This window comes from Streptomyces sp. NPDC104106, assembly GCF_055584345.1.
This window is the reverse complement of record NZ_JBVJMF010000023.1, coordinates 109,547-133,783: the sequence shown is the minus strand read 5'-3', so window position 1 is coordinate 133,783 and position 24,237 is coordinate 109,547. Positions and strand designations below refer to the sequence as shown.

The window sequence follows — 24,237 nt, the reverse complement described above, 5'->3', positions numbered from 1 at the left end:
ACCAGGCGGCGTCGGTCTTCCGCTGCAGGTCAGCCGGGCAGACAGCCGTTGATCACCACAGCGATTACGGGCGGGTGTATACCGATATACATGGGTACCGGGCATGTGCCGGTGGACCGCCTCCCGGAGCAGCAGCTGGGACGCAGGCTGGTGGCGATCCCCCTTGCGCTGATCGTCGTGATCACTGTGGTGGACATCCATTCCCCGCCGGACGTTCACCTGGGCCCCCTGCTGGTGATCGCGCCGGCCCTGACCGCGTCCCTGGCCGGTCCGCGACTGACCGCCCTTGTCGGGGCACTGGCTGTGGCCGCCCAGGTGCTCATCGCCGTGTTCCACGGCGGACTGGCCACACCCAACCACCTCTCGCAGATCACTGGCTTGGCCCTGCTTTCCGCCTTGGTCGTCTTCGTCTGCCACGTGCGCGAGCGGCGCAGCCGGGAGCTGACTCGGGCACGGTCGGTGGCCGAGACGGCGCAGCTCGTACTGCTGCGGCCACCACGGCGCCGGATCGGGCCACTGCGGGTGGCGTGGCTGTACCTGGCAGCCGAGGACGAGACGCGTATAGGCGGCGACCTGTTCGCGATCGCCCGCTCCGACTGCGGCACCCGCGTGATCATCGGCGACGTCCGCGGCAAGGGGCTGGCCGCCATCGGCGAGGCATCCATGGTGCTGGGCGCGTTCCGCGAGGGCGCGCACCACTACGCCACCCTGCCCGAACTCGCCGCGGGCCTTGAGGCGAGCGTCTGCAGAAGCCTGGAGGACGTCGCCGACACCGAGCACGACCCGGGCGAGCACTTCATCACCGCCCTGCTGCTCGACCTCCCCGACCACGGCACACAGGTCGAAATGATCAATATGGGCCACCCCCCGCCCCTGCTGCTGCACGACGGCCAGGTCACCGTCCTGCACGCACGACGCCCCGTACCCCCGTTGGGCATGTGCGAACTGTCCGTCCCCAGCCACCGCGCCGACCCCTTCACGTTCGAGGACGGCGACACGCTGCTGCTCCACACCGACGGCGTCATCGAAGCCCGCTCACCCAAAGGAGCCTTCTACCCCCTCACCGAGCGCGCCGCCTCCGCACCCACGTCCGGACCCGAAGCCCTGATCCGCCACATCCACCGCGACCTGCTGAACCACATCGGCCACCAACCCGGAGACGACGCCGCTCTCCTGGCCATCGAACGCTTCGGCACCCACCACCTCCACCGACCGCACACCCCCGCCCGCACCCTCGACGGCCGCCGTCGACTCGCCTCCGGCTCAAAGGCGACTCCGGGGGCCCCTCACTGGTGAAGCGTCGGTATTCGAGCGCTGTCGTGTCCGCCCGCGGAGTGGGCAGCCGCGTAGCTCAGCCCGGTTACGTCAGCGAGGACAAGTATTCGGACCACTTCTCGCCGGCGAGCGTGGCCCAGCGTTCGGCTGTTTTGGGTGGATGCCGAGCAGGTCGGCGATGACCATGGGCGGTAGGTCCACCAGGGCGTCCATCATCGCGGTGTTCCGAGCTGCGCGGCCGGGCAGACCGTGTTGTCCCAGTGTGCCGGCGAGGCCGAGGGGGTTGCGCGGGCGTCCAGTTCGGGTTGCGGGCCGGGTCGGGAACACTGAGGGTCACGGTGGCGGACGCTTCCCGTGTCCGGCCGCGTGCGCTGCCGGCCGATCCGTCCCGGCCGGGCGGGCTCGGCTGGCCGCTGGTGCAGTAGATGGCCCTGGACGTGCAGGTCAGGATCGGTGCGGAGGGCAAGGAGATCTTGGCGGTGATGCCGTTGGCGGCCGTACCAGGTTCGTCATTTCCTGCTGTGAAGCCTGCCCGCGGCGTTCTGAGGGTTTCACTGCCTGAAATGAGTGTTTTTCCCCTGTTTCAGGGAAGCTGGTGTATGGAGTGCTGTGTACGGAAGAGGCCCCGGCCGCTGCTGAGTGGGCTATCCGGCAGCGGCCGGAGACACAGACCTCTCGCCCCTGTACGCGCCCCGGTGGGGTTCGGCCACCACGAAAAGGCGGGCGCCCGATCACAGACAACGCCGCGCCGAGCGCCGCGCCACCCGGCGTAGGTGCGCCGCCAGTCCACCGGCCGCTCAGGCCGCCAGTCCTCATCGATCTCCGTGAGTTGCTGCTCGCGCCGTTTGGCCCGTTCCTCGTCCTTGCCCAGGCCGCCGGGCTTACGGCAAGTTGGGCAGCCACTGCCCCACTGGTTTGTCCAGCGCCGTGGCCGTGACCGGCGCGGCCCGGCCCGGCTTCCGGCAGAGCGGCCGGGGCGGAGAGTCCTCGATGCCCTCGGTATGGCCTTGTGGCGACGCGAGCGCGCCGGAACTCCCGCTGGGCCGGGGCTCGTCGCGGTGTTCCTGCGAACGAGGGGATGCGTCCAGGCTTGCCGTGGAAGGTGGACTGGTGGTTGTCGCGTGGATAAGGATGGCGTAACAGGCGTCTGATCTGTCGGCCATCAGGTGTTGACATTCTGAGAAGGGATGTATTCGGTCGGGGTTCAGACGAGAATCCCGGCCCGATTGCGGCGGGCCGGGATTCTGTGTTGTGTGCCGGCCGGGGGTCTTTCGGCCCGATTACGGCGGGCCGGGGTGCTCCAGCACGGGCATCGGGCTGTTGCTGGTTTTAGTAGTCGCCGCCCTCGCCGCCCTCGCCGAATTCGCCGCCCTCGCCCTTCTCGTGGTGGCGCTTGATGACGCGGAAGCTGGCGAGGACTGCGTGCTTGCCCCTCACGCTGTCCTGGATCTTCTCGCAGTCCTCGTCCTCGTGCCCCTTCTTGGACTTGCCCTCGTCCTCGTCCTCCTTGTGGAACTTGCAGGGGCGGACGCCGTCGCTCTGGCTCCAGGGGCCGACGACGGCGATGGGGGCGCCGTTGTCGCAGACGGCTCCGCGGAAGACTTCCACGGTGTTGCGGCTGTCGTTGCGGATGTTGACGCTCTTGGCGCCCAGGCCGCTGACGACGGTGATGCAGCCGTCGGGGTGGGCGGAGTAGGAGCGTTCGTTGATGTGGATCCAGCCCCTCTCGTGGTGTCTCCTCTCGTGGTGCTCGCCGCCGTGCTCGTTGTTGCCTTCGTTGCCCTTGCCCTCGTTGCCTTTGCCGCCGGTGTCGCCGCCGAAGGGGACGTGCTGGACGACGGCCGGGGCGGCCTGGGGGGCGGGGGCGGCGGTGGCGTAGGCGATGCCGGTCGCGGTCAGGGCCGCGGCGGCCGCGACAGCCGTGGCGATCGCGTGGGAACGGGTCATGATCATGTCGCTCGCTCTTCTTCTCGGACTCAGAGACAGGCCCGCTGTGGCAGCCGGTGCGTGATTGAACGTACTAACGCCCTCTATTGCTGTCATATCGAGCAATTCGGGATCCCCGGCTTTGTGAGGCTGATCGGGTATGTAGAGCTCCGTCACTCCACGCCGAAGGCGAGCTGAAAGGCCATCAGAATCTTTGCGGAACCTGGAGATTGAAGGGGTATTAGTTCTCACGGGTGATGTTCTGACGTCCGCTCACCTGATGGGACGGTCGGGCGTCGGAAAGTGCCGGCGAGTCGCTGCTTGACATGCGGTCTGGCGTAGGGCGGCTCAATCTAGCCGCGCGTGTCTGTACCTTGGCCGGCGTGACATCGCGCCCCACCCTTGGCATCGGCCCTCGGTCCGCGCAGATCCGCGCCGCGCAAGGCCGATCTCCTCGGCCTGCGCGACATCTGTCTGCCTGACGTGGGGGGTGCGGGCCCGTGGCGTCCTGCGCGCCGGCTCCGGCGCCGCGGCGGAGGCTCGGTACCGGTGGCCGCGCCGATGGCCGGCCGTGAGCGGTTGTCCGCGGGTTCCGGCGTCACTCTGATCCGTCCCGGCTTCGGCGTCGGGGCGCGAAGTGCGGGGTGCCGGCGGATTGGCAGCCCGCGGGCCCCGGTCCACGAGGCCGCGGACTCGGAGGCGGGTTCAGGGTGGTCCTGCGCAAGCTTCGCGGACGGAACGCAGGACCACCACGCCCGAGCCACTGCCAGTTCACGAGCCGGGCACTGCCAACGTAGGGCCGGTCGGTGGTCGGCGCAGCCGGTGTGCGGCGTATGAGTGAGGCCGCGGGGCAGAAGCGGAGGAGGTCCCGTCCGGCGGATCGTGTGGGCTCTGCCTCGTGCAGTTGGGTTTGCTGCCTACGGTGGTAGCTGACACATCGGCGACGGGGAGGGGACACAGTGAGGCTTTGCCAGTAACGGCTTAGAACTCCTAACGGAATGGCTCGGGGATAGGGTGAGCCGGGTGGCGGTCACTCGACACCGTTGCCACGGTGGACGGCTGCCGCCCTCCGAACCGGCCAAAGGGAGGACCTGGCTGCCCAGGCCCGGCTTGCCCTCAGTCGGCTGTGGCCCGGAGCGCCTAGGCTGTCCCCGCTGCGGAAGGGCGGTGCCATGGATGCTGACTCCCGGACCAGGGCCGCTGTCGAGGAGCATTGGCGGGCCTCGGAACGAGGGGACACCGAAGCCGAGCACGCCATCTACGCCACGGACGCGATCCTGGACTACCCGCAGTCAGGCGAGCGGTTCCGGGGCCGAGCGGCGATCTCGGCGCAACGCGGCGGGCATCCGGCCGACCGGCACTTCGCCGTCCAGCGGATCACCGGCCATGCGAATCTGTGGGTGAGCGAATGCCTCATCACCTACGACGGTGTGCCTTCGCACTCGGTGAGCATCATGGAATTCGCTGACCAGCACGTGGTGCACGAGACGCAGTACTTCGCCGACCCCTTCGGCGCGCCGGCCTGGCGGGCCGCGTTCGCGGAGCCGATGCCGGGGCGGACCGTCGCCGGAGCCTGATTCTTGGCTTTGCTCGGGTCAGCCGGGTGACGAGCCTGTCACTTTGTTGAAGTTCGAAGAACTCCTATTGCAAGGGCTTCAAGCGCCTCCAGCAGATGAGCGCGCATGCGAGGGTGAGGAAGGCTTCGTGGATGTCGTCGCGGATCTCCCAGCGGATCCGCAGGCGGCGGAACCAGTGCAGGTGGGCGAACGCACGCGCCACGCCCCAGCGTTGAGTGCCGAGTCCGGAACCGTGCTCGGTGCCGCGCCGGGCGATCAGTGGCTTCACGCCGAGGTCCCAAACCAGCCGGCGGTACTTGTCGTGGTCGTAGCCGCGGCCACTCAACACCACGTCTGGGCGACGCTTGGGCCGACCACGCTCGCCACGCACGGGCGGCACGGCTTGAAGCAGCGGGATGAGCTGAGTGACGTCGTTGCGATTGCCCCCGGTCAGGGTGACGGCGAGCGGAATACCAGTCGCGTCGGTGATCAGGTGGTGTTTGCTGCCCGTCCTGCCCCGGTCGACAGGGCTTCGTCCGGTCTTGGGGCCCCCTTTAGCGCGCGGGGTGTACCCCAACACCACAGCGTGGGACTCGCTCCAGAAGCCTGCGACCAAAGATTGCTTACCATGCTTGGCGATACATCGTGACGCGTTATATCCTCTCGCGGAGGTCGACGGAGAGGGGAATCATGGCGTCCGAGACCGATCCGGCCGTACTCGTGTTGGCGAGCCTGGCCGACGAACCCAGGCACGGTTACGCGATCACTCAGGACATCGCGACCTCGGTCGGTGTTGTCCTCGGCCCCGGCACCCTGTACGGGGTGCTGGCCCGTTTGGAAGCCGACGGGCTGATCGAGGCGCTGCCCGCGCAGGGGCGGCGCCGCCCCTACCGGATCACCGGTCTCGGCCAGCGCACGCTGGCCGAGCAGGCGGAGCAGATGCGGCGGGTGGCCGATCTGGGACTACGCCGGCTCCGGGCCGCAGGGGCCATGCCGTGAAAATCCCGGACGCCGCCGAGGGCAGGCCCCACTGGCGGGTGCGCGTGCTGGTCGGGTTGTATCCACCCGTGTGGCGGCACCGCTACGCCACGGAGTTCGCGGCCCTGCTGGAGGACGGTGGCGTCGGGGTTCGGCAGGTGGTCGACATCGCGGCTGCGGCGGTGCGCGTCTGGGCCCGTCCCAGCAGGCACCTGCACGACCGGACCGGACGGATGTGCACCACCGTCGCGGTGACCCTGTGCGCGTGGACGGCGCTGGCGGCCGGCGCCGTCCTGTTCGCCAAGACCACTCGGGACGGGGCCTGGTACGTCACCGGGCACACCGACCCGGCCGCAGGGTGGTACAACGTCTACGCGCTGGCCTCGGCCACGTCGGCGCTGGCCATCGCGGTCGGCTGGCTGCCCCCGGTGGCCGCCGTCCTCCGTGCCCCGCAAGGCCATCCCGGCCGCCGCCGCGCCCGCCTGCTGTTGCTCGCCCCACCGGTCGCCGTATCGGCCTTCCTGGGCGCTGCGGCGGTTCTCCGGCTGATCACCCACGGGGTGGGTGTCGGTCCCACCGGGTTTCTGGTCCTGGTCGGGCTCGGCGTGCTCGCCGGTGCCGCCTTCGCCGCCGGGCCGGCCGCCGCGCTGCGGCACGTCACGCCGAGCGGTGCGGGGCTACGCGTCGCCACCGTGGCCGGCGCGGTCGCCACGACGCTCATGGCGGTGGCCGTTACCGCCAGCGTCTGCTGGGGCCTGGTCACCTTCGCCGACCGGCCCGGGTTTACGGCACTGACCGGCTACGGCACGGTCATGGCGGTCACGCTGGTGGTCGCGGCGACCTCCTCCGCACGCGGCCTGCGGGCCGCCACCGCACGTACCCGGGGCAGCGTCGATGCGCACTGAGCGTCGGTGGCTACGCCGAACCCTGAAGACCCTGCTCGTCCTGGCGATCGTGCTGGTGGTGACGCTCGGAGGCTACATGGGCTATGTGGCGATCCGGCGGGGGCAGCAGGTCACCCTGCCCGCCCCGACCGGCCGTTATCCAGTCGGCCGGACCACGGCCGACTGGACCGACCACACCCGCACCGATCCACTCGCCCCGCACCCGGGCATGCCGCGGGAGCTGTCCGCGTGGCTGTGGTACCCGGCCGCACCCGCCCCCGGCGCGCCACCCGCGCCCTACGCCCCGGGCGCATGGTCGGGACTGCACATGGGCGGCCTGCCCGGGCTGGGCGAGACCAGTTTCGACGACATCCGGGTGCACGCCGTCGCCGACGCCCCCGTCGCCGCCGGCCGGTTCCCCGTGGTGGTGCTCGAACCCGGGTTGGGTCTGGCCGCGCCGCAGTACACCACGCTCGCGGAGAACCTGGCCAGCCACGGATACCTGGTCGCCGGGATCACCCCCACCTACAGCGCGAACCTGACCGTGCTGAACGGACGGCCGGTGAGCGCGACACCCGCCGGTAACCCGCAGGACTCCGACGCGGCCGCCATCCGTCCGGCCGACGACCGGCTGGTCAGCGTATGGGCGGCCGACGACCGCTTCGCCGCGACCCGGGTCGCCGCGCTGTACGCCACCGGCCGGTTCGCCGGGCACGTCGACGCGGCCACCACCATGTACCTGGGCCACTCCTTCGGCGGAGCCGCCGCGCTGCAAGCCTGCCACGACGACCCGCACTGCGCCGGCGCAGCCGACCTGGACGGAACCCAGTTCGGCACGGTCGTCCACTCCGGACTCGGCAAACCGATGATGCTGCTGGCCAGCCAGAGCTCCTGCATCACCGGAACCTGCCGGCCGAGCACTGCCGACGAACAATCCGAACGCGACGCCGCCCGCGCCTTGCTGGCAGCCAGCACCGGGCCCGTCTGGAGTTACCGGCTCAACGGGGCCGAGCACTTCAACTTCAGCGACTACGGCGCCTACTACCTGGCCGCGCCGATCCGGTCTGTGGTCGGGCTCGGGTCGATCGACAGCGACGACGCGCTGACCATCACCAACGCCTACCTGGCCGCGTTCGTCGACCATGTGGCCCGCGGCCTGCCGGAACCGCTGCTGGCCGGCCGGTCCTCGCCGTACCCTCAGGTCGAGGTGCAGCGCACCGCGTCGTGAGCATGTGTACAGGAGTGTGGACATCCGTGCAGCACGTGCCCGGGTGGGCTGGTCTCGGGGGCTTTCGGGGTGGTCCTGCGGTATGCGCGGGGCCGCAGGACCACCGAGCCCGTGCCTGACGGAGACGGGGCGGCGCCCACGCAGGACCGGTCGGTGATCGGCGCAGCCGGTGCGCGCGTATGGGTGAGGCCCCGGGGCAGAAGCGGACTGAACCGTCCGGTCCTGCGGTTTCTGGCTTTGGCGTACGCGAGGGTGCCCGCCCCTCGCGTACGGGGCACCGTCCCGCGCCGCGACGGAGCCTGGACGCCGGCGGCCGCGCCGACTGTCAGCCGTGAGCAGTTGTACGCGAGTTCCGGCGTCACCCTGATCCGCCACGGTTCGGCCGGTCCTGGACCATGGCCCGGCGAGCACGGTGTCCTGTCCCTGTGAGGGTGAGCCAGTCTCGGTCACGCTCTCCGGGGGCGCCTCCCCGCTCAGAATCGAGGTCGAACTCCCCGTAGGCAGAGCTCCCTTTGTGCGGGCGCGGATGGGCGTCCGCCGCGTCATGTGGTGTGCGCCGGAATGTGCTGGGTGCACCGTGCGTCGGGGTCCTTCCTGCCAGTGGTCTATCGGCACACCGTGGAACTCTGTGCCGGACACGGCCTGTTGCAGCCCACCAGTTCCCCGCTCGCCACCCTCACCCCCAGCGGCGGCCTGTGCTGGATCCGCACGCAGGACGGCACCTTCGGCGGGCTGAACACCCTGGTAGGTGACCGTGCCGATGGCCGCGAACCACTGCGGGTCGGCGACCTTCTTGACGAGGACCCGGCGGTGACCCGCGCAACCGTCCAGGAGCGCGTCGGCCTGTCCTACGCCGCGGCTGCGCGCGCCCTTCCGCGGCTGCGCGGGGAGCGGATCGCCGACCTGCTGCAGGCCGATCCGGACCTGACCCCCGAGGACGCCGCCTCTCGTCTTGGCTGGCAGATGGCGCTCACTCGTTGCAGGCAGGGCGAAGGGCCACGTCATTCTCACGCCGACCACTACCCACTGCCGCGCCCGGCTTCAGAGCTTCCAGGAGCGCAGCGTCTCGGCGACGGCATAGACGCTCAGGCGAGCGTCCCGAACCTTGCGGACAAGATCGGACAAGGCGCCGTAGGGCGGATCGATGCCCTCACCGGACTGGTCCATGTACTGAGCGGCGACAAAAGCGGCGAAGAGACTGTTTCGGTGTGGAAGCGGCTCAAGTCGCACGATCGTGTGCAAAAGGGCGGCTGCGCGCCAGGCGGCATCCGGATCGGCCGTCTCGAGCGTCGGCATCTTGGTCTTGTGCCGCGCGACCGCCGCCACCAGCGCCGAGTAGTCCGTTACTGTCACGTCCTCCTGCCCGAGGGCGGCCTCCTGGACGTCGAGCAGCCATGAGACATCGATGTGCAGATTCATCAGGCAGCCGCAGCGCCGTCGCCACGCTGAGGGGGAGGAACCTCGTCGGGGAACGCGTCGTCGAACTCACCGCGCAGCCTGTCGGCCCAGGCGACGCCGCCGGCAACGAAACGCTTGCGGTGCATCTCGCGCACGCCAAGGTCGTGCAGGTACTGCTTCAGGCTCTTGCCCTCTGCGGCGGCGGCGGCACGGACGCCTTCCATTTCGTCATCGGAGAAGGACACGTTCAGTGATGGCATGCCCTGATGGTACCTAGTTGGTACCAGGCCCACCAGTCCCCTCCACGATTTTCAAAAGGGCCACCGCCGCTGCGCGGCCACCGCCTCCGGCAGGAGGCGCAGATCAAGGTGCTCAAGCGGCTGGTCGGCGTCTGCGTCCAGCAGCCGGCGCCCGTGCCGGACACACACCCGCCGCCAGCGCGGCACGTACCGCACCGCCCGCACCGCCTTGCCCGTACGCCGCGCAGTGCACAACCGGCACCCGACGAGGGTCGGCAATCGTGTTCGAGCTACTCGGATGATGCGGCTGGCGCCGCGGAGCGTCGGGCGGCTGCGGGCGATGTCGGTGAAGTGGATGCCGGAGCTGGCCGGGTCGAGGCTGATCAGGTCGCGGTGCAGGCGGCGGTGATCCGATCAGGGGCGGGGGCAGCCTCATCTCCGGGGGCGTGGAGGCGGGGGGCGGTGGGGACCGCGACCGCACCGCGCGCATGGGGCGCCCTGGTGGCGTAGGCGGGACCGTGAGGGGTTACCCGACGGGCATGGCGAGGCTGCATCTTCCAGGGCGGAACGCACACCACGACCGCAACGAGGCGCCGGCACCAGAGGAGGCCGGGCCCGGACCCGAGGTGGAGCGCCGGGCACCGGACACGCCGACGAAGCTGCCCAAGCGGGCCTGGGGCGGCGTACTCAAGGGAGCGTGGCGGGAGTTCAAGGACGACGAGCTCACCGACCGCGCGGCAGCCCTGACGTACTACGGCGTGCTGTCGCTGTTCCCGGCGCTGCTGGTACTCGTGTCGCTGCTGGGCATCACCGGCAAGTCGGCGACCGATCCAGTGCTGGCCAACCTCAAGAAGCTCGCTCCCGGCTCGGCCCGGGACATCATCACCCGGGCCGTGGAACAGCTGCAGAGCAACGCCGGCGCCGGCTCCCTGATGGCGATCGTCGGCATCGTGCTGGCGGTGTGGTCGGCCTCCGGGTATGTGGCCGCGTTCATCCGTGCGGCGAACGCCGTCTACGACATGCCCGAGGGCCGCCCGGTGTGGAAGATCCTTCCCGTGCGACTGGGCGTAACGGTCGTGCTGATGGTGTCGGCCGTGGCCAGCGCGCTGATCGTCGTGTTCACCGGCGGCCTGGCCCGCCGCGCCGGTACCGCGCTGGGCATCGGGGACACCGCGCTGACGGTGTGGTCGATCGCCAAGTGGCCCGTCCTCGTGGTCCTGGTGACCGTCATGATCGCGATCCTGTACTGGGCGAGCCCGAACGCGAAGGTGAAGGGGTTCCGCTGGATCACCCCGGGCAGCTTCCTCGCCCTCGTCATCTGGTTGATCGCCTCGGCCGGGTTCGCGTTCTACGTGGCGAACTTCGCCTCCTACAACAAGACCTACGGCGCGATGGCCGGCGTCATCGTGTTCCTCGTCTGGCTGTGGATCACCAACCTGGCCATCCTGCTGGGCCTGGAGTTCGACGCCGAGACCGTACGTCAGAGGGCCATCGCGGGCGGCCTGCCGCCGGACACCGAGCCCTACACACAGCCCCGCGACACCCGGAAGTGGGACGAAGAGGACCGGCGCCGCCTGGGTGAGGCGTGACCAGTCGCCCGTTGATCTCGGGGTTCACAAAACGGCCAACGTGCTCGACGCACTCCCGAAATCCGCCCCGCCCGCGGCCAAGCGCGCCATCCAGGACATCTACAATGCCGAGGACCGCGACCACGCCGCGAAGGCCGCCAAGGCGTTCGCCCAGCAATACGGCGCGAAGTTCCCGAAGGCCGTCAAGAAGATCACCGACGATGAGAACGATCTGCTGGCGTTCTACGGCTTTCCGGCCGAGCACTGGATCCACCTGCGAACCACCAACCCCATCTGGGTGTTGTACTTCCCCTACCAGTTGGGGAGTTGCTCCCCCGGCTGGCGCTCGAAGCGGCCCGCCCTGACTCTGAACCCCATTGACGGCCATGCGGTTGTCCTGGATTCGAAGTGTCGGGCGGGTCGTTGGCGTGACCCCCGGGCCCTGGCTTGAAGAGAGCCTGTCCGACTCAACCCAGATCTGCCGACGTCGCGGGGGCCACGCTGCCACCGTATCGGCAGCAGGGGAGGCACAGGAGTTGGAAGCACGCCATGGCGGCGCCGAATCGACCCTCACAAGCACACCGGCACCATCTCACTGGTCGATCAGAGAGGTGAAGCGGAGGAGGCCGCTTCCTTCGCCGTCAACCTGATGGGATCACTGAACTGCTGGACTTCCTCAGCAACAGTGAGTTGGCGATCGACCGAATCGGCATCGAGGGATCATCCGGTCTGGGCCAGCCGCTCGCCTTCGCCCTGGCCGCGGCCGGGTACGACGTGCGTGAGGTGCAGCCGAACCGCACCGCCGAACGTCGCAGGCGGCGACGCCGCGCCAAAACTGACATCGAAGACGCGGAGGCGATCGCCCGCGAGACACTGGCCGACCCCCACCTGCCGCCAGCCGGCAAGCGCTGCGCACCGGACGCTGTCTGGGACGAACTCACCGCCATCCATGACTGGCGGTCCTCCCTCGTCCTGCAGCGGACACGCCAGCTGACAGAGGCCGAGGCCGTCCTGGTCGCGCTGCCCGTGGACATCCGGGCCGAGCTTCCGACGACCAGCCGCGTGCTGCCACAGTTGGAGGCGCTGGAGATCATTGCCCCGCAGCAGCCCGAGGTGGCTTCCGCGACCTTGATACACATCGACCGGCTGGTCGCCGCCCTCAACGACATCCGTCAGCTGACCCAGCGGATCAAAGACCTCGACAAGAAGGTCCCCACACTGCTGGCCACGTTGGGCTGCACGCTGACCGAGTTCTGCGGCATCGGCTCGGTCACCGCCATGGAGCTGTTGGTCGAGATTGGAGACCCGTGCCGGTTCCGAACCGAGGCTCAGTTCGCCCGTTGGTGCGGTGCCGCTCCGCTGGCCGTCTCCTCCGGCGAGGGGCACGGTCGGGCACGTCGCCACCGGCTCGACGTCGGCGGCAACCGCAAGGTCAACTCGGTGCTGCACATCGTGCGCGTCACGCAAGTCCGCTGTCACGAGCCCGCTCGCTCCTTCATGGCCAGAAAGATCAGCGAGAACATGCCCAAACGGTCCGCGCGCCGAGCACACAAGCGCCAACTCGCCAACGTGATCATCCGTCATATGTGGAAAGACGCGGAAAAGCGCCCTACCCGACCGCCCGCACGCACGTCAGCTTGACAAGAGAGCTTCGAGTCGACCTTCGCCACCGTGCGGCTGCGGAGGTGACCAAGGGCGCCGGCAACCGGGCCGCCGGACTGGCCATGGTCTTCAAGCTGATCGAGTCCGCCCAGGCCCGCTGGCGGGCCGTGAACGCACCCCACCTCGTCGCGCTGGTTCGCGCCGGAGCCCGCTTCGAACACGGCCGCCTCGTCCAACGCCCCAAAGAACTCGCAGCATGACGGGCCCGCCGGCCGCCGGTTTCCTGCCCGCAGGCTGCCGATCCGGATTCAGGCGTAGCGGTCGAAAAGGGCCTGGATGTATCCCTCCAGCCGCCTGGTCAGCACGGTGGGGGTCAGATCTGCACGGCCCACCTCGCGCCAGGGGACGGCGACCTTCTCGGCGTCCGGAGCGAAGGCCAACGCGTCCAGCAGCCGCCAGTAGAGATGAGCGGCGCGGTCTTCGGCCAGCGTCCCTCCCGCCGCAAGGTAGCGGTCGGCGAAGTGCATGCCCGCGGGAACCCCGTGCAGCAGGGCCAGGGCCGTCGAGCAGTGGGCCACGTCCAGGTCGGCCGGCCCCCAGGAGGTCTCCACCCAGTCGACGACGCCGCTGATCCGCAGACCGTCGCCGTCGCCCGTGAAGAGGACATTGCCGGGATGGAAGTCCCGGTGCAGGAAGCAGGCCCGGCAGTCCGGGGGCTCGCGGCGGATCACGTCCACGGCCCGCTGCCACAGCTCAGGCCGCTCGGTGTCTTCGGGCGGGCTCACCCGCTCGGGAGAAGTCCACGCCTGATAGGTGCGCGGCCGTGCCTCTGCGGTCACCGGCAGCCGGTGGATACGCAGCAATTGACGGGCCAGCAGTTCGGCACGCTGATCGGCCCCTTCATCGCCCAGGCGCACGGTCCCGGGCAGCAGGGACATCAGCAAGGAGGGATGGTCGCAGTACTGCGCCGTTGCGTCCACCGCCACAAGCGTGGCTGCGGGCACGTCCGTGTCGCCGAGCAGGCGCAGAACGGCTGCCTCGCGGGTCAGCAGGCCCTCCGCATGCCGAACGAAGAAGGGTTTGACAAAGGACCGCAGGACCAGTGAGCGTCGACCGCCCGGCCCGCAGATGCTCAGACGGCGCATCTCCGACGTCCAGCCGCCACGCAACCGCACGACTTCTTCGATGCGCTCTGCCTCGGACAGCCCCTTCTCCACCCAGGCACGTGTCGCACTCCAGCCCTGACCCTCAAGATCGGCACCGATGTGCTCGGCCCCCTCGCCCGTAACCATGAAGGCAGGCTATCCACCTCACCGACGGACGCATCCCTTGGCCACCCCGCCCACAACTCTTGACAATTACTCGGGCCGGCACCCACAAGTGCGTGCCGGGCAGCTCCTGGCGCGGTCTTCCGGCGTGTAGGGTCCGGACTTCCGTGCGCAGTGATTCATGCTCGGATGCCGGAATCCGGCAGTCGGTGCGCACTGCCAGTGTCGGTAGGTCGTGCGCATTCCCGGCTGGTTGGGACGCTGGTGGGTCTCAGGCTCGGTCACTGAGGGTGGTCCCGGGCTTCAGATCCGGACGACGCGGTGAGATTTGGTCAGGAGCGGAACCATCGGGTTCCACGAGCGGGTCGAGGATGCGGACCCGTGGATGAGTAGGAGCGCGGGGGCGTCGCGGGGGCCGTCCTGGCACACGTAGATGTCGCCGTCGTCCAGCGACAGGGTCGAACTCTCAGCGTCGCCGTTCACGTACGGACCGCCGTCAGAAACAGTCATGAGCCCACTGTCTCCGCCAGTACACACCGGTGGATTGGACGAATGTTCCCCTCAGCCGGCCCACGTAGCATGGGATGATGCAGTCTTTTGTGCACGACGCGGCTGTGTGGGGCGTGGAGTGCCCGCGGCTGCCCAGCCGGGTGGCCGGTGTCACCATGGCCGGGTTCAGTGTCCGTGACCTGGACGCGCTCCGGATAGTCCCGCACCCGGCTGTGACGCTGCTCCTGGAGTTCGGCGCCGGTCCGCCCGTCCTCGACTGTGCTGCAGGGCGGCAGCAGCGGGGAAGCATCGTCGCCGGGCCTGGGCTCGGGTCCGCGGGCACGGTTCGGGCGCGGGGAGAGAACGTCGAGTGCGTACAGGTGCGCCTGTCCCCCGTGATCGCACGCGCGATTCTGGGCGCCTCCCCCGCCGACCTCGACGGCGTCGTCGTGTCGCTGGGCGACCTGTGGGGCCGGGAGGCGTCAGGGATCCGCGAGCAACTCGCCGATGTCTCGTCCTGGCAGGATCGCTTCATGTTGACGGACGCGCTGCTCGCCCGGCGGCATGAGGCGGGGCCGCCGGTGGACCCGGAGGTGTCCTGGGCCTGGCACCGGATCGTTGTCAGCCGTGGCCTGATCCGGGTGGATGGACTCGCGGCCGAGGTCGGGTGGAGCCGTAAGCGGCTGTGGTCCCGGTTCCGGTCGCAGCTCGGCCTGCCGCCCAAACGCGCCGTGAAGCTGGTCCGTTTCGACCATGCCGCCCACCGCCTGGTCGCGGGTGAAGGCGCGGCCCACGTCGCCGCCGACGCCGGCTACGCCGACCAGTCCCACCTGCATCGGGACGTCATGGCGTTCACCGGGGCAACCCCCGCGACCGTGGCCCACGAGCCGTTTCTCGCCGTTGACGACATCGCCTGGCCCAGCCGCGGACAACCGCCATGCCACACGTCCCCAGGGAGCTCCTGCTCGGTCGCCGGCCGGAGGCGAGACGGCCACCGCTGTGAACGTCGCCTGCCACCGGACTCCTTCAGTTGTGCGTCGTGAAACGGCGACCTCGCCGCAGACGGTGACCAACCTCATCTGGGCGCAAGACCAGGCGGCCGCGTCGATGGACGGTCCTGCAGTAGTCCCGGTAGACACCAACACGGCTTATACAGGCGCGCGCATCCGATCCATCACGACACGACGTCAGTGCCACAGCGTCGGATCCTTGCTTGAGCGGGCACCGGAGGCTGGTCCGGCCAGGCGAACGCGTACCGGGGATCCTCCCCGCGGCTCAGCCGTACGAAGCGCAGGAGTTCGCGGACGATGCCCGCGTTTCCCATCGCCCACCCGGTGCACGGTTCGAGGTCGCTCGGGGTCGCCCGGTGCTCAGAGTTGGACCAGCGAGCGCCATCACTGTCCCGGATCGCGCGGGCGGCGAGATCCGCGACGAGGGCGTGGGCGAAGTCGTATGGGTCGTGCTGTTCGGCGATCCGGTCGCAGGCCAGGGCGAGGACGCCCGCGGTGCCGCAGCAGCGGCCGTTGTTGTCCCAGAAGCCGGGGCGTAGCCGCTGGGGCAGGCCGGAGTGGGTGACCGTGTGCCAGCAGCGGTCGGTGAGGGCGGGCCAGACGGGGTCGGCTGTGATGTCCCGCAGCAGCCGGAAGACTTGGGCGTCGCCGGCCGGGCCGTGGCACCAGCCGTAGCTGATGGGATCGATCACATCGGGTCGGTACTGGGGGGTCGAGTGCGGCACCAGGAAGCCCTCCGGCCCGGCTTCATCGCGCGCCACGACGTCTGCAGCACCGGCCAGCGCCAGCTCGACCAGGTCCGCACGGCCGGTGGCCTCGCCGACCCGGGCAAGCGCCAGGACGATGCCGAGCGTGCCGTGCGAGATGTGATGCAGACGGGAGTCGATGCCCGTGCGGTGGGCCCAGTGAACGCCCGCCGGGGTCTGCTCCGCCGTGCGCAGATAGGGCTCCATGGCGAGGACGGCCAGTTCGGCGTCGCCGGCCAGGAGTGCCCCGAGGCCGATCCCCGCGTTGCCGCCCATCAGCTCGAACAGTTCGCCCCAGCGGGTGCCGTCGAAGCGTGACCCCACGAGTTGCAGCGCGCGGTCGGCGGCGGCGCCGGCGGCCGTGTCGCCGAGTTCTTCGTGAAGGGCTCGCAGGACGAGCGCCATTCCTGTGCGGCCGAAGTAGAGGGAGTCGTCGTCGATGCCGTCGACGGAGTCCGCAAGGCCGCGGGCGGCGCGCAGGGCGGCGTCGGCGTAGGAGTCGTCGCCGAAGTGCCGCCACGCCTCCAGGAGCACGGGGATGTTCCCGGCCGTACCGCTGTAGAGCATTGGGTTGAGCTCGTCGTCCGAGGGCCTGGTCGACCAGGCGAGGCCTCCTTCGGATGTTCCTCGCGCCGCCTCGGTCAGCCACCGCAGCCCGTCCACCGCGAGACCCTCGACCTCGTCGACCACCACGACCGTGGCTTCTGGTGCCGTCATGGGCCCACTCTCGCATGATCTTCCAGACTCGCCCAGGGGGCAGTTGCGCTCCCCAGGGCCCTTCGCCGCCGCACCACAACCGCACCAGTTCGGGCGGGGGATAACGGGGAACCGCGGTGAGAGCAGCCAAGCCACCGAGAGGCCGCAGCCAGTCATTTTTCCAGGTCAGCGTCCAAGACAGCCACGAATGATCGCAGCTTCCCAAGGTGATGGCCCCGGCGCCGGTGCCACGGGCCGGCCGTCGCGGCGTGCTGGCTGAGCGGGCCGGCCGCACGTGTGTCGAGGTCCCGAGCATGAGTGGCTGGACTAGCGTTGAGGTCATGGCTGTCGATGTCCTCACCGAGATCGTGATCGCCCGTCCCTGTGCGGAGGTCGCCGCCTATGCCGGGAATCCGACCAATGCGCCGCACTGGTACGCCAACATCGTCTCGGTTCGCTGGCGGACCTCGCCGCCGCTCGCCGTGGGCTCGAAGCTCGACTTCGTCGCCCGGTTCCTGGGTCGCACCCTGACCTACACGTACGAAATCGTCGAGCACTCCCCCGAGCGACTCGTGATGCGCACCGAGCAGGGGCCGTTTCCCATGGAGACGACCTACACCTGGCAGCCAGTGGACGCCGACCATACCCGGATGACGCTGCGCAATCGCGGCGAGCCATCGGGCTTTGCCAAAGTGAGCGCTCCGATGATGGCCGCGGCTGTGCGGCGAGCGAACGTCAAGGACCTGGCAGCATTGAAAGCACTGCTGGAAGGCGGCAACGCCACCGACGCCGGCCGACGCTCACCTGGCGACTTCTGACATCCACGGCTGACGTCAACGAGGCCGGACGGCGGCGTACATCAGCAAGACCACGGTCCAGCTCCGCGAGGTCGTCGAACGGCTCCTCGCCGCCGGCCAGTGGAAGCAGGGCGACCCCAACGTCCTGGTCGTGCTGGACGCCGGATACGACGCGCCCCGCATCGCCCACCTGCTGGGCGACCTGCCCGTCGAGGTCCTGGGCCGACTGCGGTCGGACCGAGTGATGCGCCGGCCGACGCCCTCGCTCAAGGAGCACGCCCTGTCCTATCCCCAAGGCGGGCGACCGCCGAAGCACGGCGGCGAGTTCGTCTTCGGCGACCCGGCCACCTGGGGCACCGAGCAGGCCGTGACGGTCCCCGACACCCGCCGCTACGGGAAGGCGACCGCCCAGGCGTGGGATCGGTTCCACCTGCGGCTGACCCGGCGGGCCGCCTGGCTCGATCACGAAGGGCCGCTGCCCATCATCGAGGGCACCGTCATCCGCCTGGCCGTGGAGAGGCTGCCCGGCGGCGGGGTGAACAAGCCGCTCTGGCTGGGGTGGTCGGGCACCGCCGCCACCGAGGTGGACCTCGACCGCTGATGGCAGTCCTTCCTGCGACGCTTTGACATCGAGCACATGTTCCGCGTGTTCAAGCAGACGCTCGGTTGGACCAAGCCCAGGCTCCGCAGCCCGGAGGCGGCAGACCGGTGGACGTGGCTGGTGATCGCCGCCTACACCCAGCGCCGGCTCGCACGCCCGCTGGCCGCCGATCCACGGCGTCCGTGGGAGAAGCCGGCCGAGCCGAACAGACTGACCCCCGCCCGCGTCCGGCGGGGGTTCAGGAACCTGCGAGCGAAAACCGGCTCTCCAACTGATGAACCGAAACCGTCCCGCCCCGGGCCCGGCCGACCACCCGGCTCGAAGAACCGTCGCACAGCCACCCGTCACGACGTGGGCAGAGTCCTCGTGACCGGCGAGGCATACAGCCGACCCACACACCACAAAGTAGGCACGAAATCTCGCCGAACCGGATAAACGACAAGCGAATGCCTCCAGTTACACGAGGTCATCGTTCGTCCGCGGTCGCGGCTGCACGAGATGAGTGCCGAGGCCGTGGCCGTCCGTGAGTCGTGGCGTCGCCTCTTCCGACTCGCGGTGGAAGGCGCCTCAGCAGGTTCGGCACCCGGCGCGGCTGGCCGCGACACAGCCTCTCAGCGTCGCGCGCGAGCGCTGGACGGCTCGACGAGGCGATCGTCCAAGAGGCGGGTGCCGGCCTGTTTGACGTACTTCAGCACGGGTGAGATCTCCATGCTTTGCAGTCCGGTCAGGGACCCGATGCGTTCCGAGGTGAACTCGAACAGTTCGTCGAGGTCTCGGGTGTGTGCGACGGCGTGAATGTTCCAGGGCCCGGAGATGGCTGCGGCGAAGGCGATCTCGGGTTCCTGCGCGAGTGTGCGGCCCGCGCTCTTCACCGCCGACGGGTGCACGCGGAGCCAGAGGTGCGCGCGAGCGTGACAGCCCAAGGCTGCTGCGGCGATCTCGACGTCGATGTGGACGACGCGATGCTGGAGCAGAGCCTCAAGGCGCCGCGAGGCGCGCCCCGGAGTGAGGTCTGCGGCTGTGGCAAGATCGACGAGACTGGCGCGGCCATCCGCAGCGAGCGCATCGAGCAACTTCTCGTCCTCGGGCGTGAGGCGCAGTGGCTCGCGGGTGACGACCGGAGACTCGGTGAAAGGGGGCCCGCCGCTCCCCAGCGCTGCTTCCTCCTTGGGGGACAGTGTGCCCTGCAGGGCGGACCAGTAGTGGCCGCGGCCTCCGAGGAACTGCCGGAGCATGGCGAAGGCGTTGATGTCGATCACCGCCGCGGTGCGGGGAAGCCGCTGCCCCAGGAGGTCCTCGCGCTGTTCCCGCGTCCGGGACTGTGTCGCGCAGGTGACCTCGCAGCCCGCCGCACCCAGGGCTACCCAGTTGATGTCGTCACGCTTGGCGAGCGCGTCGGCGATCGCCTCGACACTGCCGGGACGGCAGCGCAGCCGCACCAGCCACCTGCTCTGCCCCAGGGCACCCGGGTTCACCACACCGGTCACACGGATGACGCCGTCGGCGCGAAGCCGGCGATACCGGCGGTTGACGGCACCCTCGGTCAGGCAGAGGGCGGTCGCGATCGCGGCGAACGAAGCCCGCGGAGCGATCTGCAACGCACGAATGATTCGCACATCGTCGGGCTGAACCGAAGCGGATTCCGTCATGAGCGCCCTTGCCATGTCGCCAATCCTACAAACGAGCCCTCGTAGCTCGCCTGCGGTGCGGTGCGGACGAAACACTTGAACCGCACGGGTCGAAGGGCCGCGGCAGCGAGCACCGCCCTGTGCCCATCCCGGGGCCTCGACCAATGCCCGAACGGAGTCCAACGCTCGAAGAACGGAGATGACGCTGCATGTCATCGACCTCCACCGAACAACACCCACCGACCGCTCTCATCGTCGGGGCCTCGCGCGGCCTCGGTCACGCGATGGCGGCCGAGTTCCTCGGCAGGGGCTGGAACGTCGTCGGCACCGTTCGCGACACCACTGCCCGAACGCCGCTGCACGACCTCGCGGACCGCGCCGACGGGCGGGTGACCATCGAGCATCTCGACATCAACGACCCCGGCCACCTGCCCCCGCTGCACGAACGTCTGGCGCACCGCCGACTCGACGTGCTCTTCGTCAACGCGGGCACGACGAACAATGAGCAGACGCCCATCGGCGGGGTTGCGGCGGCCGACTTCATCGACGTGATGGTCACCAACGCGCTGAGCCCCATGCGCGTCATCGAAGCCCTCGAAGACCTGGTGTCCCCGGTGGGGCTCATCGGGGCGATGTCCTCCGGACAGGGCAGCATCACGAACAACACGACCGGAGGCCGCGAGGTCTACCGAGGGAGCAAAGCAGCCCTGAACATGTTCCTGCGAAGCTTCGCGGCCCGGCAGGACAGGACGCGGCGCGCCTTCGTACTCATGGCTCCGGGCTGGATACGCACCGCACTGGGCGGTCCGGATGCGCCGTACACCATCGAGGAGACCGTCCCCTTGATGGTGGACGTCCTGCTCTCCCGACTGGGCTCGCCCGGCCTGGCGTATCTGGACCGCTTCGGCCAGACCGTCCCCTGGTAGCCCCTGTGGCCCGCCCCAGCACTCACCGCTTGCCACCGGCCGGCTTGGAGCAGCCTCAAGGAGGAGATCGCGCCGATCATCGCCATCGTCGACGCCTTCGTGAGGCCAGGCCGGTCCTGAGTTCCACCCCCCTCCTCCATGTGCCGGCCCCCGCGGGCAGGCGCATGGATGCGGCATCGGGACAACAGGTGTCGCCTCGGTTTCGGGGGGGTGACGAGGCCCGGTTGTCTGTTACGGTCATTGACGGACGTACGAAAGTCACGGTCCGGTAGGTAGTCCGGATGGCGATCACTCGCTCGTACGGTGCCCATTGAGGCACATCCGGTGCGTCCCTTTTCGTAACATGATCGAGAAGGGACACAACTGTGTCGGATCTGCATGCCACCATCGCCGGGGGCGGCCTGGGCGGCCTCGCTCTCGCACAAGGACTCCAGCGGGCGGGCATCAGCGTCGCCGTCCACGAGAAGGACCCCGGCCCCGACTTCCGCAACCAGGGCTATCGCATCCGCATCAATCCGGACGGCATCACCGCGCTCAAGGCGCTGCTGGCGCCGCAGGCGTTCGAGGTGTTCGCCGCCACCGCCGGAACACCCGGGGCGCGGATGGACTCCTTCGACCACCGGCTGGGCCTGCTGCACGCGCAGGAACTGCCGGTGGTGGAGGACCTGCCGGGCGGCGGGCACCTGGCGGTCAACCGCAGGACCCTGCGCCAGATCCTGCTGGCCGGGCTGGAGAAGTCCGTGCACTACGGCTCCGCGCTGACCCGCTATGAGACCAATCACTCGGGCACGGTGACCGCGCACTTCGCGGACGGGACGAGCGCCACCGGGGACGTGCTGATCGGTGCCGACGGGGTCAACTCTGCAACCCGAAGGCAGCGTCTGCCCAAGTCCCAGGTCGTCGACGCGGGGCTGCGGCTGCTGTACGGCAAGGTCGCGCTCGTCAGTGATGCGGCCCAGGAGCTGCTCCCCTCCGACTTGTGGGGCCTGTGGACCACCGTCATCGGCCCGCAGCGGCGCTTCCTCGGGCTCGCGCCGGTGCAGTACCGCGAGCCGCAGCACGAAGTGACCGCGAGGCTGGCTCCCGGGATCGAGCTCAGCGACGACAGCGACTACCTGGCCTGCGTCTTCGGCGCGCGTCGGGAGCAACTACCTTGCACTGACGAGCAGTTGTTCGCCATGAGCGGCGCCGAGCTGCGGGCGATGACCCTGTCGCTGCTGGAGGGCTGGCACCCCAGGCTGGCGGAGATCGTCTCCCGCCAGGACCCGGCCTCGATCTTCCCGGTCTCGGTCCGCACCAGCGTGCCCGTCACCGCATGGGAAACGAACGCGATCACGCTCCTCGGCGACGCCATCCACGTCATGAGCCCCGCCATCGGTGTGGGCGCGAACACCGCGCTGCGCGACGCCCGCGTTCTCACAGCCCGCCTCGTCGAGGCCACCGCCGGTCGACCGCTCACCGACGCCCTGCGCGCCTACGAGGACGAGATGCGCGACTACGGCTTCAACGCCGTCCGCGAATCGGCCGAGCGCGGTCACCGCCTCGTCGGCCAAGACCGGCTGCCCGCACCGCAGTTGCCGCCGACGGGCAACGCCCACCCGCAGCACTGACTGCCCCGCCCAGGCCCGACCCCGCCCTGTGCCGGGCCTCCTCGGGCTGCTGTCGGGCCCTGGCCGACCTGACAGCAGCCCGGACATCACCGGAACCGCACCACTCGCTCACTGCAGGCGCTACCAGGCCCCTGCTGCACCGGCCTCCCGCCCGCAGCCACGTCGGTTGGGACGCGGGTCGGTTTCCGGCAGTTCCTCATGTCCCAGCGCTTGAACTGGAGAACTCATGCCTACTCTCCGTGTCGCCATCACCGGCGCCGGCTTACGACCTTGGGAGCGATATCAACTCCCGGATCCGCCTGGCGGCCTGGGCCCCTGCGTGACCAGGGCGCCGGTGAGGAGGAGTGACGCCAGTCAGGCGTATCGCGGTCGCCGCAGTCTTGACCGGCGCGTCTTGGTCAGGGAGTGGACCGCAGCGTCGGTGCCTGCCACGTCATCCCCGGCGGCTGGAGTAGGGGTGAGGGCTCGGGGCCCGGGTCATCGGTGTCGACGACCCCGGCGGCCGTGTGGTCGAAGTCGGCGGGCCAGCAGGTGTGCTCGCTGGCCAGGGCGCCGGTCAGGCGTGCTTCGGCAAGGTTGGCGGTGCTCAAGTCGGTGCCGCGCAAGTCAGCCATGCGGAGGTCGGCGCGGTGGAAGAGCGCGCCGTGGGCGTCGGCCTTGCGCAGGTTTGCCTCGCGCAGGTCGGTCTCGGTGAAGTCGGCGTCACGCAAGTCGGTTTCGACCAGCTTCGCGCCCCGCAGGTCGGCCAGAATGCAGCGAGCCCGGCGGAGAATCGCAGTCGTGAGGTCGGCGTGCCGCAGGTTGACCGAGACCAGGGATGCCTGGGTCAGATTGGCATGGTACAGGCCCGCCGCCTCCATGCTGGCGCGGTCGAAGTTGACCTCGGGGAACCACAGCCCGTCGCAGTCGGCTCGGCGCAAGTCGGTGACGCTGAGATTGACCCAGGACTGTTCTCGGTGCTGGCACAGCACGCCGAGCGCGGTCAGCGCCACCTGGGCGTCGGCGGCGCGAGTCTCCAGAGGCGCGATGTCGTTGATGGGCACGTCCGCCGCTGGTGATTCCGGCCCGGCGGGTGGCCAGGGCAGGTGGGTACGCAGGTACGCGGCCTGGATGGAGATGATGGCCTCCCGGTCGCGGGCGGATTGCTCCGCGATCCGCCACAGCGCGTGCAACCCGCCGATGCGCACATCCAGCTTGTCGCTGCCGAGCTGGTCGACGGCCCGACTGAACCGGTCGGTGACGTAACCCTCCTGGGTGGCGCGCAAACCATCCTGACTCACCCGCAGTTGCCGCCAGGTGGCGTACGCGCCGAAGAGCACGACCAGGCCACCGACCACCTGCAGAAGCGTCGTACGGACATCGTTCACCGCCTTCAGCCGATCCTGCGCGGCGACGCTCGCCCCGGCGAGATCGTGGTCGACCACCACACCCGGCAGTACGACGAACATCGTGCCCAGAATGACCAGCCCCGCCGCTCCGGCCAGCAGAGCTGCGGCTACACGATGCCTGACCAACCCATCGTGCCATGCCCGCCGCCCGCGATCCGGTTCCCCCATCTCCATGGACATGAGAGCCTAGGCGCCGCTCAGAAGACGATCAAGACTGTCGTGCCACTGGCCCGTGACATTAGAACGGCCGGACGAGTTGGGCGAGTTGGGCGAGTTGTGACGCAAGCCTGGGCCCGTGCGGCCTGTTCCCATCCTGCCCTGTCCGGCGTCTCTCGCGCACACTTCGGCGAGTTGCTCGAAGCACTCGCGCCCCGGTGGCAGGCCGCGCGGGAGTCGGCGCTGCACGAACGGCGTGGCGGAGTCC

17 protein-coding genes and 6 pseudogenes are annotated in these 24,237 nt (G+C 69.5%); 14 read left to right on the top strand and 9 right to left on the bottom strand.

Annotated features, from left to right (window positions below; genetic code table 11):
* The first annotated feature begins 90 nt into the window (after positions 1-90).
* On the top strand, positions 91-1,296 hold the full coding sequence (locus ACZ60X_RS37410; RefSeq protein ID WP_469608571.1) for a PP2C family protein-serine/threonine phosphatase: 1,206 nt from the start codon (positions 91-93) through the stop codon (positions 1,294-1,296).
* Positions 1,297-2,604: 1,308 nt separating this feature from the next.
* Here ACZ60X_RS37410 and ACZ60X_RS37405 read toward each other — a convergent pair.
* The gene (locus ACZ60X_RS37405; protein ID WP_469608568.1) at positions 2,605-3,228 is read right to left on the bottom strand and encodes a hypothetical protein; all 624 of its coding nucleotides are present in this window, start codon (positions 3,226-3,228) and stop codon (positions 2,605-2,607) included.
* A 1,145-nt stretch (positions 3,229-4,373) separates the two neighbouring features.
* On the opposite strand from ACZ60X_RS37405, the gene ACZ60X_RS37400 reads away from it, so the two are divergent.
* Positions 4,374-4,778, top strand: a complete 405-nt coding sequence (locus ACZ60X_RS37400) for a nuclear transport factor 2 family protein (RefSeq protein WP_469608565.1) — start codon at positions 4,374-4,376, stop codon at positions 4,776-4,778.
* 64 nt (positions 4,779-4,842) lie between these two features.
* On the opposite strand, the pseudogene ACZ60X_RS37395 reads toward ACZ60X_RS37400, so the two are convergent.
* Positions 4,843-5,313: pseudogene (locus tag ACZ60X_RS37395) on the bottom strand (IS5 family transposase); the annotation flags it as partial.
* Positions 5,314-5,447: 134 nt separating this feature from the next.
* On the opposite strand from ACZ60X_RS37395, the gene ACZ60X_RS37390 reads away from it, so the two are divergent.
* The 3 genes from ACZ60X_RS37390 to ACZ60X_RS37380 are packed head-to-tail and all read left to right on the top strand — an operon-like array spanning position 5,448 to position 7,847.
* Positions 5,448-5,756 (top strand): PadR family transcriptional regulator, encoded by a 309-nt coding sequence (locus tag ACZ60X_RS37390; protein ID WP_469608562.1) that lies wholly within the window; start codon positions 5,448-5,450, stop codon positions 5,754-5,756.
* Positions 5,753-6,640 carry a hypothetical protein gene (locus tag ACZ60X_RS37385; protein ID WP_469608559.1) on the top strand — a complete coding sequence of 296 codons (888 nt, stop codon included), beginning with the start codon at positions 5,753-5,755 and terminating at the stop codon, positions 6,638-6,640. The genes ACZ60X_RS37390 and ACZ60X_RS37385 overlap by 4 nt, the downstream gene beginning before the upstream one ends.
* Positions 6,630-7,847 (top strand): alpha/beta hydrolase, encoded by a 1,218-nt coding sequence (locus ACZ60X_RS37380; protein ID WP_469608556.1) that lies wholly within the window; start codon positions 6,630-6,632, stop codon positions 7,845-7,847. The genes ACZ60X_RS37385 and ACZ60X_RS37380 overlap by 11 nt, the downstream gene beginning before the upstream one ends.
* Positions 7,848-8,888: 1,041 nt before the next feature.
* On the opposite strand, the gene ACZ60X_RS37375 is transcribed toward ACZ60X_RS37380, so the two are convergent.
* A complete protein-coding gene (locus ACZ60X_RS37375) occupies positions 8,889-9,266 on the bottom strand; it encodes a toxin Doc (protein ID WP_469608553.1) in 378 nt (125 codons plus the stop codon).
* A complete protein-coding gene (locus tag ACZ60X_RS37370) occupies positions 9,266-9,505 on the bottom strand; it encodes a hypothetical protein (protein WP_469608550.1) in 240 nt (79 codons plus the stop codon). Before ACZ60X_RS37370 ends, ACZ60X_RS37375 begins: the two co-directional genes overlap by 1 nt.
* A gap of 518 nt (positions 9,506-10,023) precedes the next feature.
* Between ACZ60X_RS37370 and ACZ60X_RS37365 the strand changes: the two genes are divergently transcribed.
* The 4 genes and pseudogenes from ACZ60X_RS37365 to ACZ60X_RS37350 form a co-directional block, all read left to right on the top strand.
* Positions 10,024-11,073, top strand: coding sequence for a YihY/virulence factor BrkB family protein (locus tag ACZ60X_RS37365; RefSeq protein WP_469608547.1), 1,050 nt, complete (start codon positions 10,024-10,026; stop codon positions 11,071-11,073).
* 25 nt (positions 11,074-11,098) lie between these two features.
* A pseudogene (locus tag ACZ60X_RS37360) lies at positions 11,099-11,347 on the top strand (transposase); the annotation flags it as partial.
* A gap of 353 nt (positions 11,348-11,700) precedes the next feature.
* Positions 11,701-12,693, top strand: a pseudogene (locus tag ACZ60X_RS37355) (IS110 family RNA-guided transposase); the annotation flags it as partial.
* Between the two features lie 12 nt (positions 12,694-12,705).
* Positions 12,706-12,914: pseudogene (locus tag ACZ60X_RS37350) on the top strand (IS256 family transposase); the annotation flags it as partial.
* A 48-nt stretch (positions 12,915-12,962) separates the two neighbouring features.
* Here ACZ60X_RS37350 and ACZ60X_RS37345 read toward each other — a convergent pair.
* Together ACZ60X_RS37345 and ACZ60X_RS37340 are read right to left on the bottom strand one after the other, a co-directional pair.
* Entirely contained in the window at positions 12,963-13,946 is a 984-nt protein-coding gene (locus ACZ60X_RS37345; protein ID WP_469608543.1) for a phosphotransferase family protein, read from the bottom strand.
* 282 nt (positions 13,947-14,228) lie between these two features.
* A pseudogene (locus ACZ60X_RS37340) lies at positions 14,229-14,432 on the bottom strand (alpha/beta fold hydrolase); the annotation flags it as partial.
* Between the two features lie 77 nt (positions 14,433-14,509).
* Between ACZ60X_RS37340 and ACZ60X_RS37335 the strand changes: the two are divergent.
* Positions 14,510-15,454 carry an AraC family transcriptional regulator gene (locus ACZ60X_RS37335; RefSeq protein ID WP_469608595.1) on the top strand — a complete coding sequence of 315 codons (945 nt, stop codon included), beginning with the start codon at positions 14,510-14,512 and terminating at the stop codon, positions 15,452-15,454.
* 131 nt (positions 15,455-15,585) lie between these two features.
* On the opposite strand, the gene ACZ60X_RS37330 is transcribed toward ACZ60X_RS37335, so the two are convergent.
* Positions 15,586-16,884, bottom strand: coding sequence for a lanthionine synthetase LanC family protein (locus ACZ60X_RS37330; RefSeq protein ID WP_469608541.1), 1,299 nt, complete (start codon positions 16,882-16,884; stop codon positions 15,586-15,588).
* A gap of 320 nt (positions 16,885-17,204) precedes the next feature.
* Here ACZ60X_RS37330 and ACZ60X_RS37325 point away from each other — a divergent pair, with 320 nt between their 5' ends.
* Both ACZ60X_RS37325 and ACZ60X_RS37320 read left to right on the top strand, forming a co-directional pair.
* Positions 17,205-17,681, top strand: a complete 477-nt coding sequence (locus ACZ60X_RS37325) for an SRPBCC family protein (RefSeq protein ID WP_469608539.1) — start codon at positions 17,205-17,207, stop codon at positions 17,679-17,681.
* Between the two features lie 49 nt (positions 17,682-17,730).
* Positions 17,731-18,696, top strand: a pseudogene (locus ACZ60X_RS37320) (transposase); the annotation flags it as partial.
* Positions 18,697-18,872: 176 nt separating this feature from the next.
* Here ACZ60X_RS37320 and ACZ60X_RS37315 read toward each other — a convergent pair.
* On the bottom strand, positions 18,873-19,925 hold the full coding sequence (locus tag ACZ60X_RS37315) for an Lrp/AsnC family transcriptional regulator (RefSeq protein WP_469608537.1): 1,053 nt from the start codon (positions 19,923-19,925) through the stop codon (positions 18,873-18,875).
* A gap of 173 nt (positions 19,926-20,098) precedes the next feature.
* Here ACZ60X_RS37315 and ACZ60X_RS37310 point away from each other — a divergent pair, with 173 nt between their 5' ends.
* Together ACZ60X_RS37310 and ACZ60X_RS37305 are read left to right on the top strand one after the other, a co-directional pair.
* Positions 20,099-20,815, top strand: a complete 717-nt coding sequence (locus ACZ60X_RS37310; RefSeq protein WP_469608534.1) for an SDR family NAD(P)-dependent oxidoreductase — start codon at positions 20,099-20,101, stop codon at positions 20,813-20,815.
* A 365-nt stretch (positions 20,816-21,180) separates the two neighbouring features.
* Positions 21,181-22,425: an FAD-dependent oxidoreductase gene (locus ACZ60X_RS37305; protein ID WP_469608531.1), complete on the top strand. Its 1,245-nt coding sequence runs from the start codon at positions 21,181-21,183 to the stop codon at positions 22,423-22,425.
* A gap of 398 nt (positions 22,426-22,823) precedes the next feature.
* Here ACZ60X_RS37305 and ACZ60X_RS37300 read toward each other — a convergent pair whose 3' ends face one another.
* Positions 22,824-23,873, bottom strand: coding sequence for a pentapeptide repeat-containing protein (locus ACZ60X_RS37300; protein ID WP_469608528.1), 1,050 nt, complete (start codon positions 23,871-23,873; stop codon positions 22,824-22,826).
* Positions 23,874-24,237 lie beyond the last annotated feature (364 nt).

Coding starts and splice junctions, on each gene's coding strand:
- ACZ60X_RS37335 (WP_469608595.1), top strand. CDS start 14,510: ATGCAGTCTTTTGTGCACGACGCGGCTGTGTGGGGCGTGGAGTGCCCG.
- ACZ60X_RS37370 (WP_469608550.1), bottom strand. CDS start 9,505: ATGCCATCACTGAACGTGTCCTTCTCCGATGACGAAATGGAAGGCGTC.
- ACZ60X_RS37390 (WP_469608562.1), top strand. CDS start 5,448: ATGGCGTCCGAGACCGATCCGGCCGTACTCGTGTTGGCGAGCCTGGCC.
- ACZ60X_RS37405 (WP_469608568.1), bottom strand. CDS start 3,228: ATGATCATGACCCGTTCCCACGCGATCGCCACGGCTGTCGCGGCCGCC.
- ACZ60X_RS37300 (WP_469608528.1), bottom strand. CDS start 23,873: ATGTTCGTCGTACTGCCGGGTGTGGTGGTCGACCACGATCTCGCCGGG.
- ACZ60X_RS37330 (WP_469608541.1), bottom strand. CDS start 16,884: ATGACGGCACCAGAAGCCACGGTCGTGGTGGTCGACGAGGTCGAGGGT.
- ACZ60X_RS37345 (WP_469608543.1), bottom strand. CDS start 13,946: ATGGTTACGGGCGAGGGGGCCGAGCACATCGGTGCCGATCTTGAGGGT.
- ACZ60X_RS37380 (WP_469608556.1), top strand. CDS start 6,630: ATGCGCACTGAGCGTCGGTGGCTACGCCGAACCCTGAAGACCCTGCTC.
- ACZ60X_RS37410 (WP_469608571.1), top strand. CDS start 91: ATGGGTACCGGGCATGTGCCGGTGGACCGCCTCCCGGAGCAGCAGCTG.
- ACZ60X_RS37400 (WP_469608565.1), top strand. CDS start 4,374: ATGGATGCTGACTCCCGGACCAGGGCCGCTGTCGAGGAGCATTGGCGG.
- ACZ60X_RS37325 (WP_469608539.1), top strand. CDS start 17,205: ATGGCTGTCGATGTCCTCACCGAGATCGTGATCGCCCGTCCCTGTGCG.
- ACZ60X_RS37375 (WP_469608553.1), bottom strand. CDS start 9,266: ATGAATCTGCACATCGATGTCTCATGGCTGCTCGACGTCCAGGAGGCC.
- ACZ60X_RS37315 (WP_469608537.1), bottom strand. CDS start 19,925: ATGGCAAGGGCGCTCATGACGGAATCCGCTTCGGTTCAGCCCGACGAT.
- ACZ60X_RS37310 (WP_469608534.1), top strand. CDS start 20,099: ATGTCATCGACCTCCACCGAACAACACCCACCGACCGCTCTCATCGTC.
- ACZ60X_RS37365 (WP_469608547.1), top strand. CDS start 10,024: ATGGCGAGGCTGCATCTTCCAGGGCGGAACGCACACCACGACCGCAAC.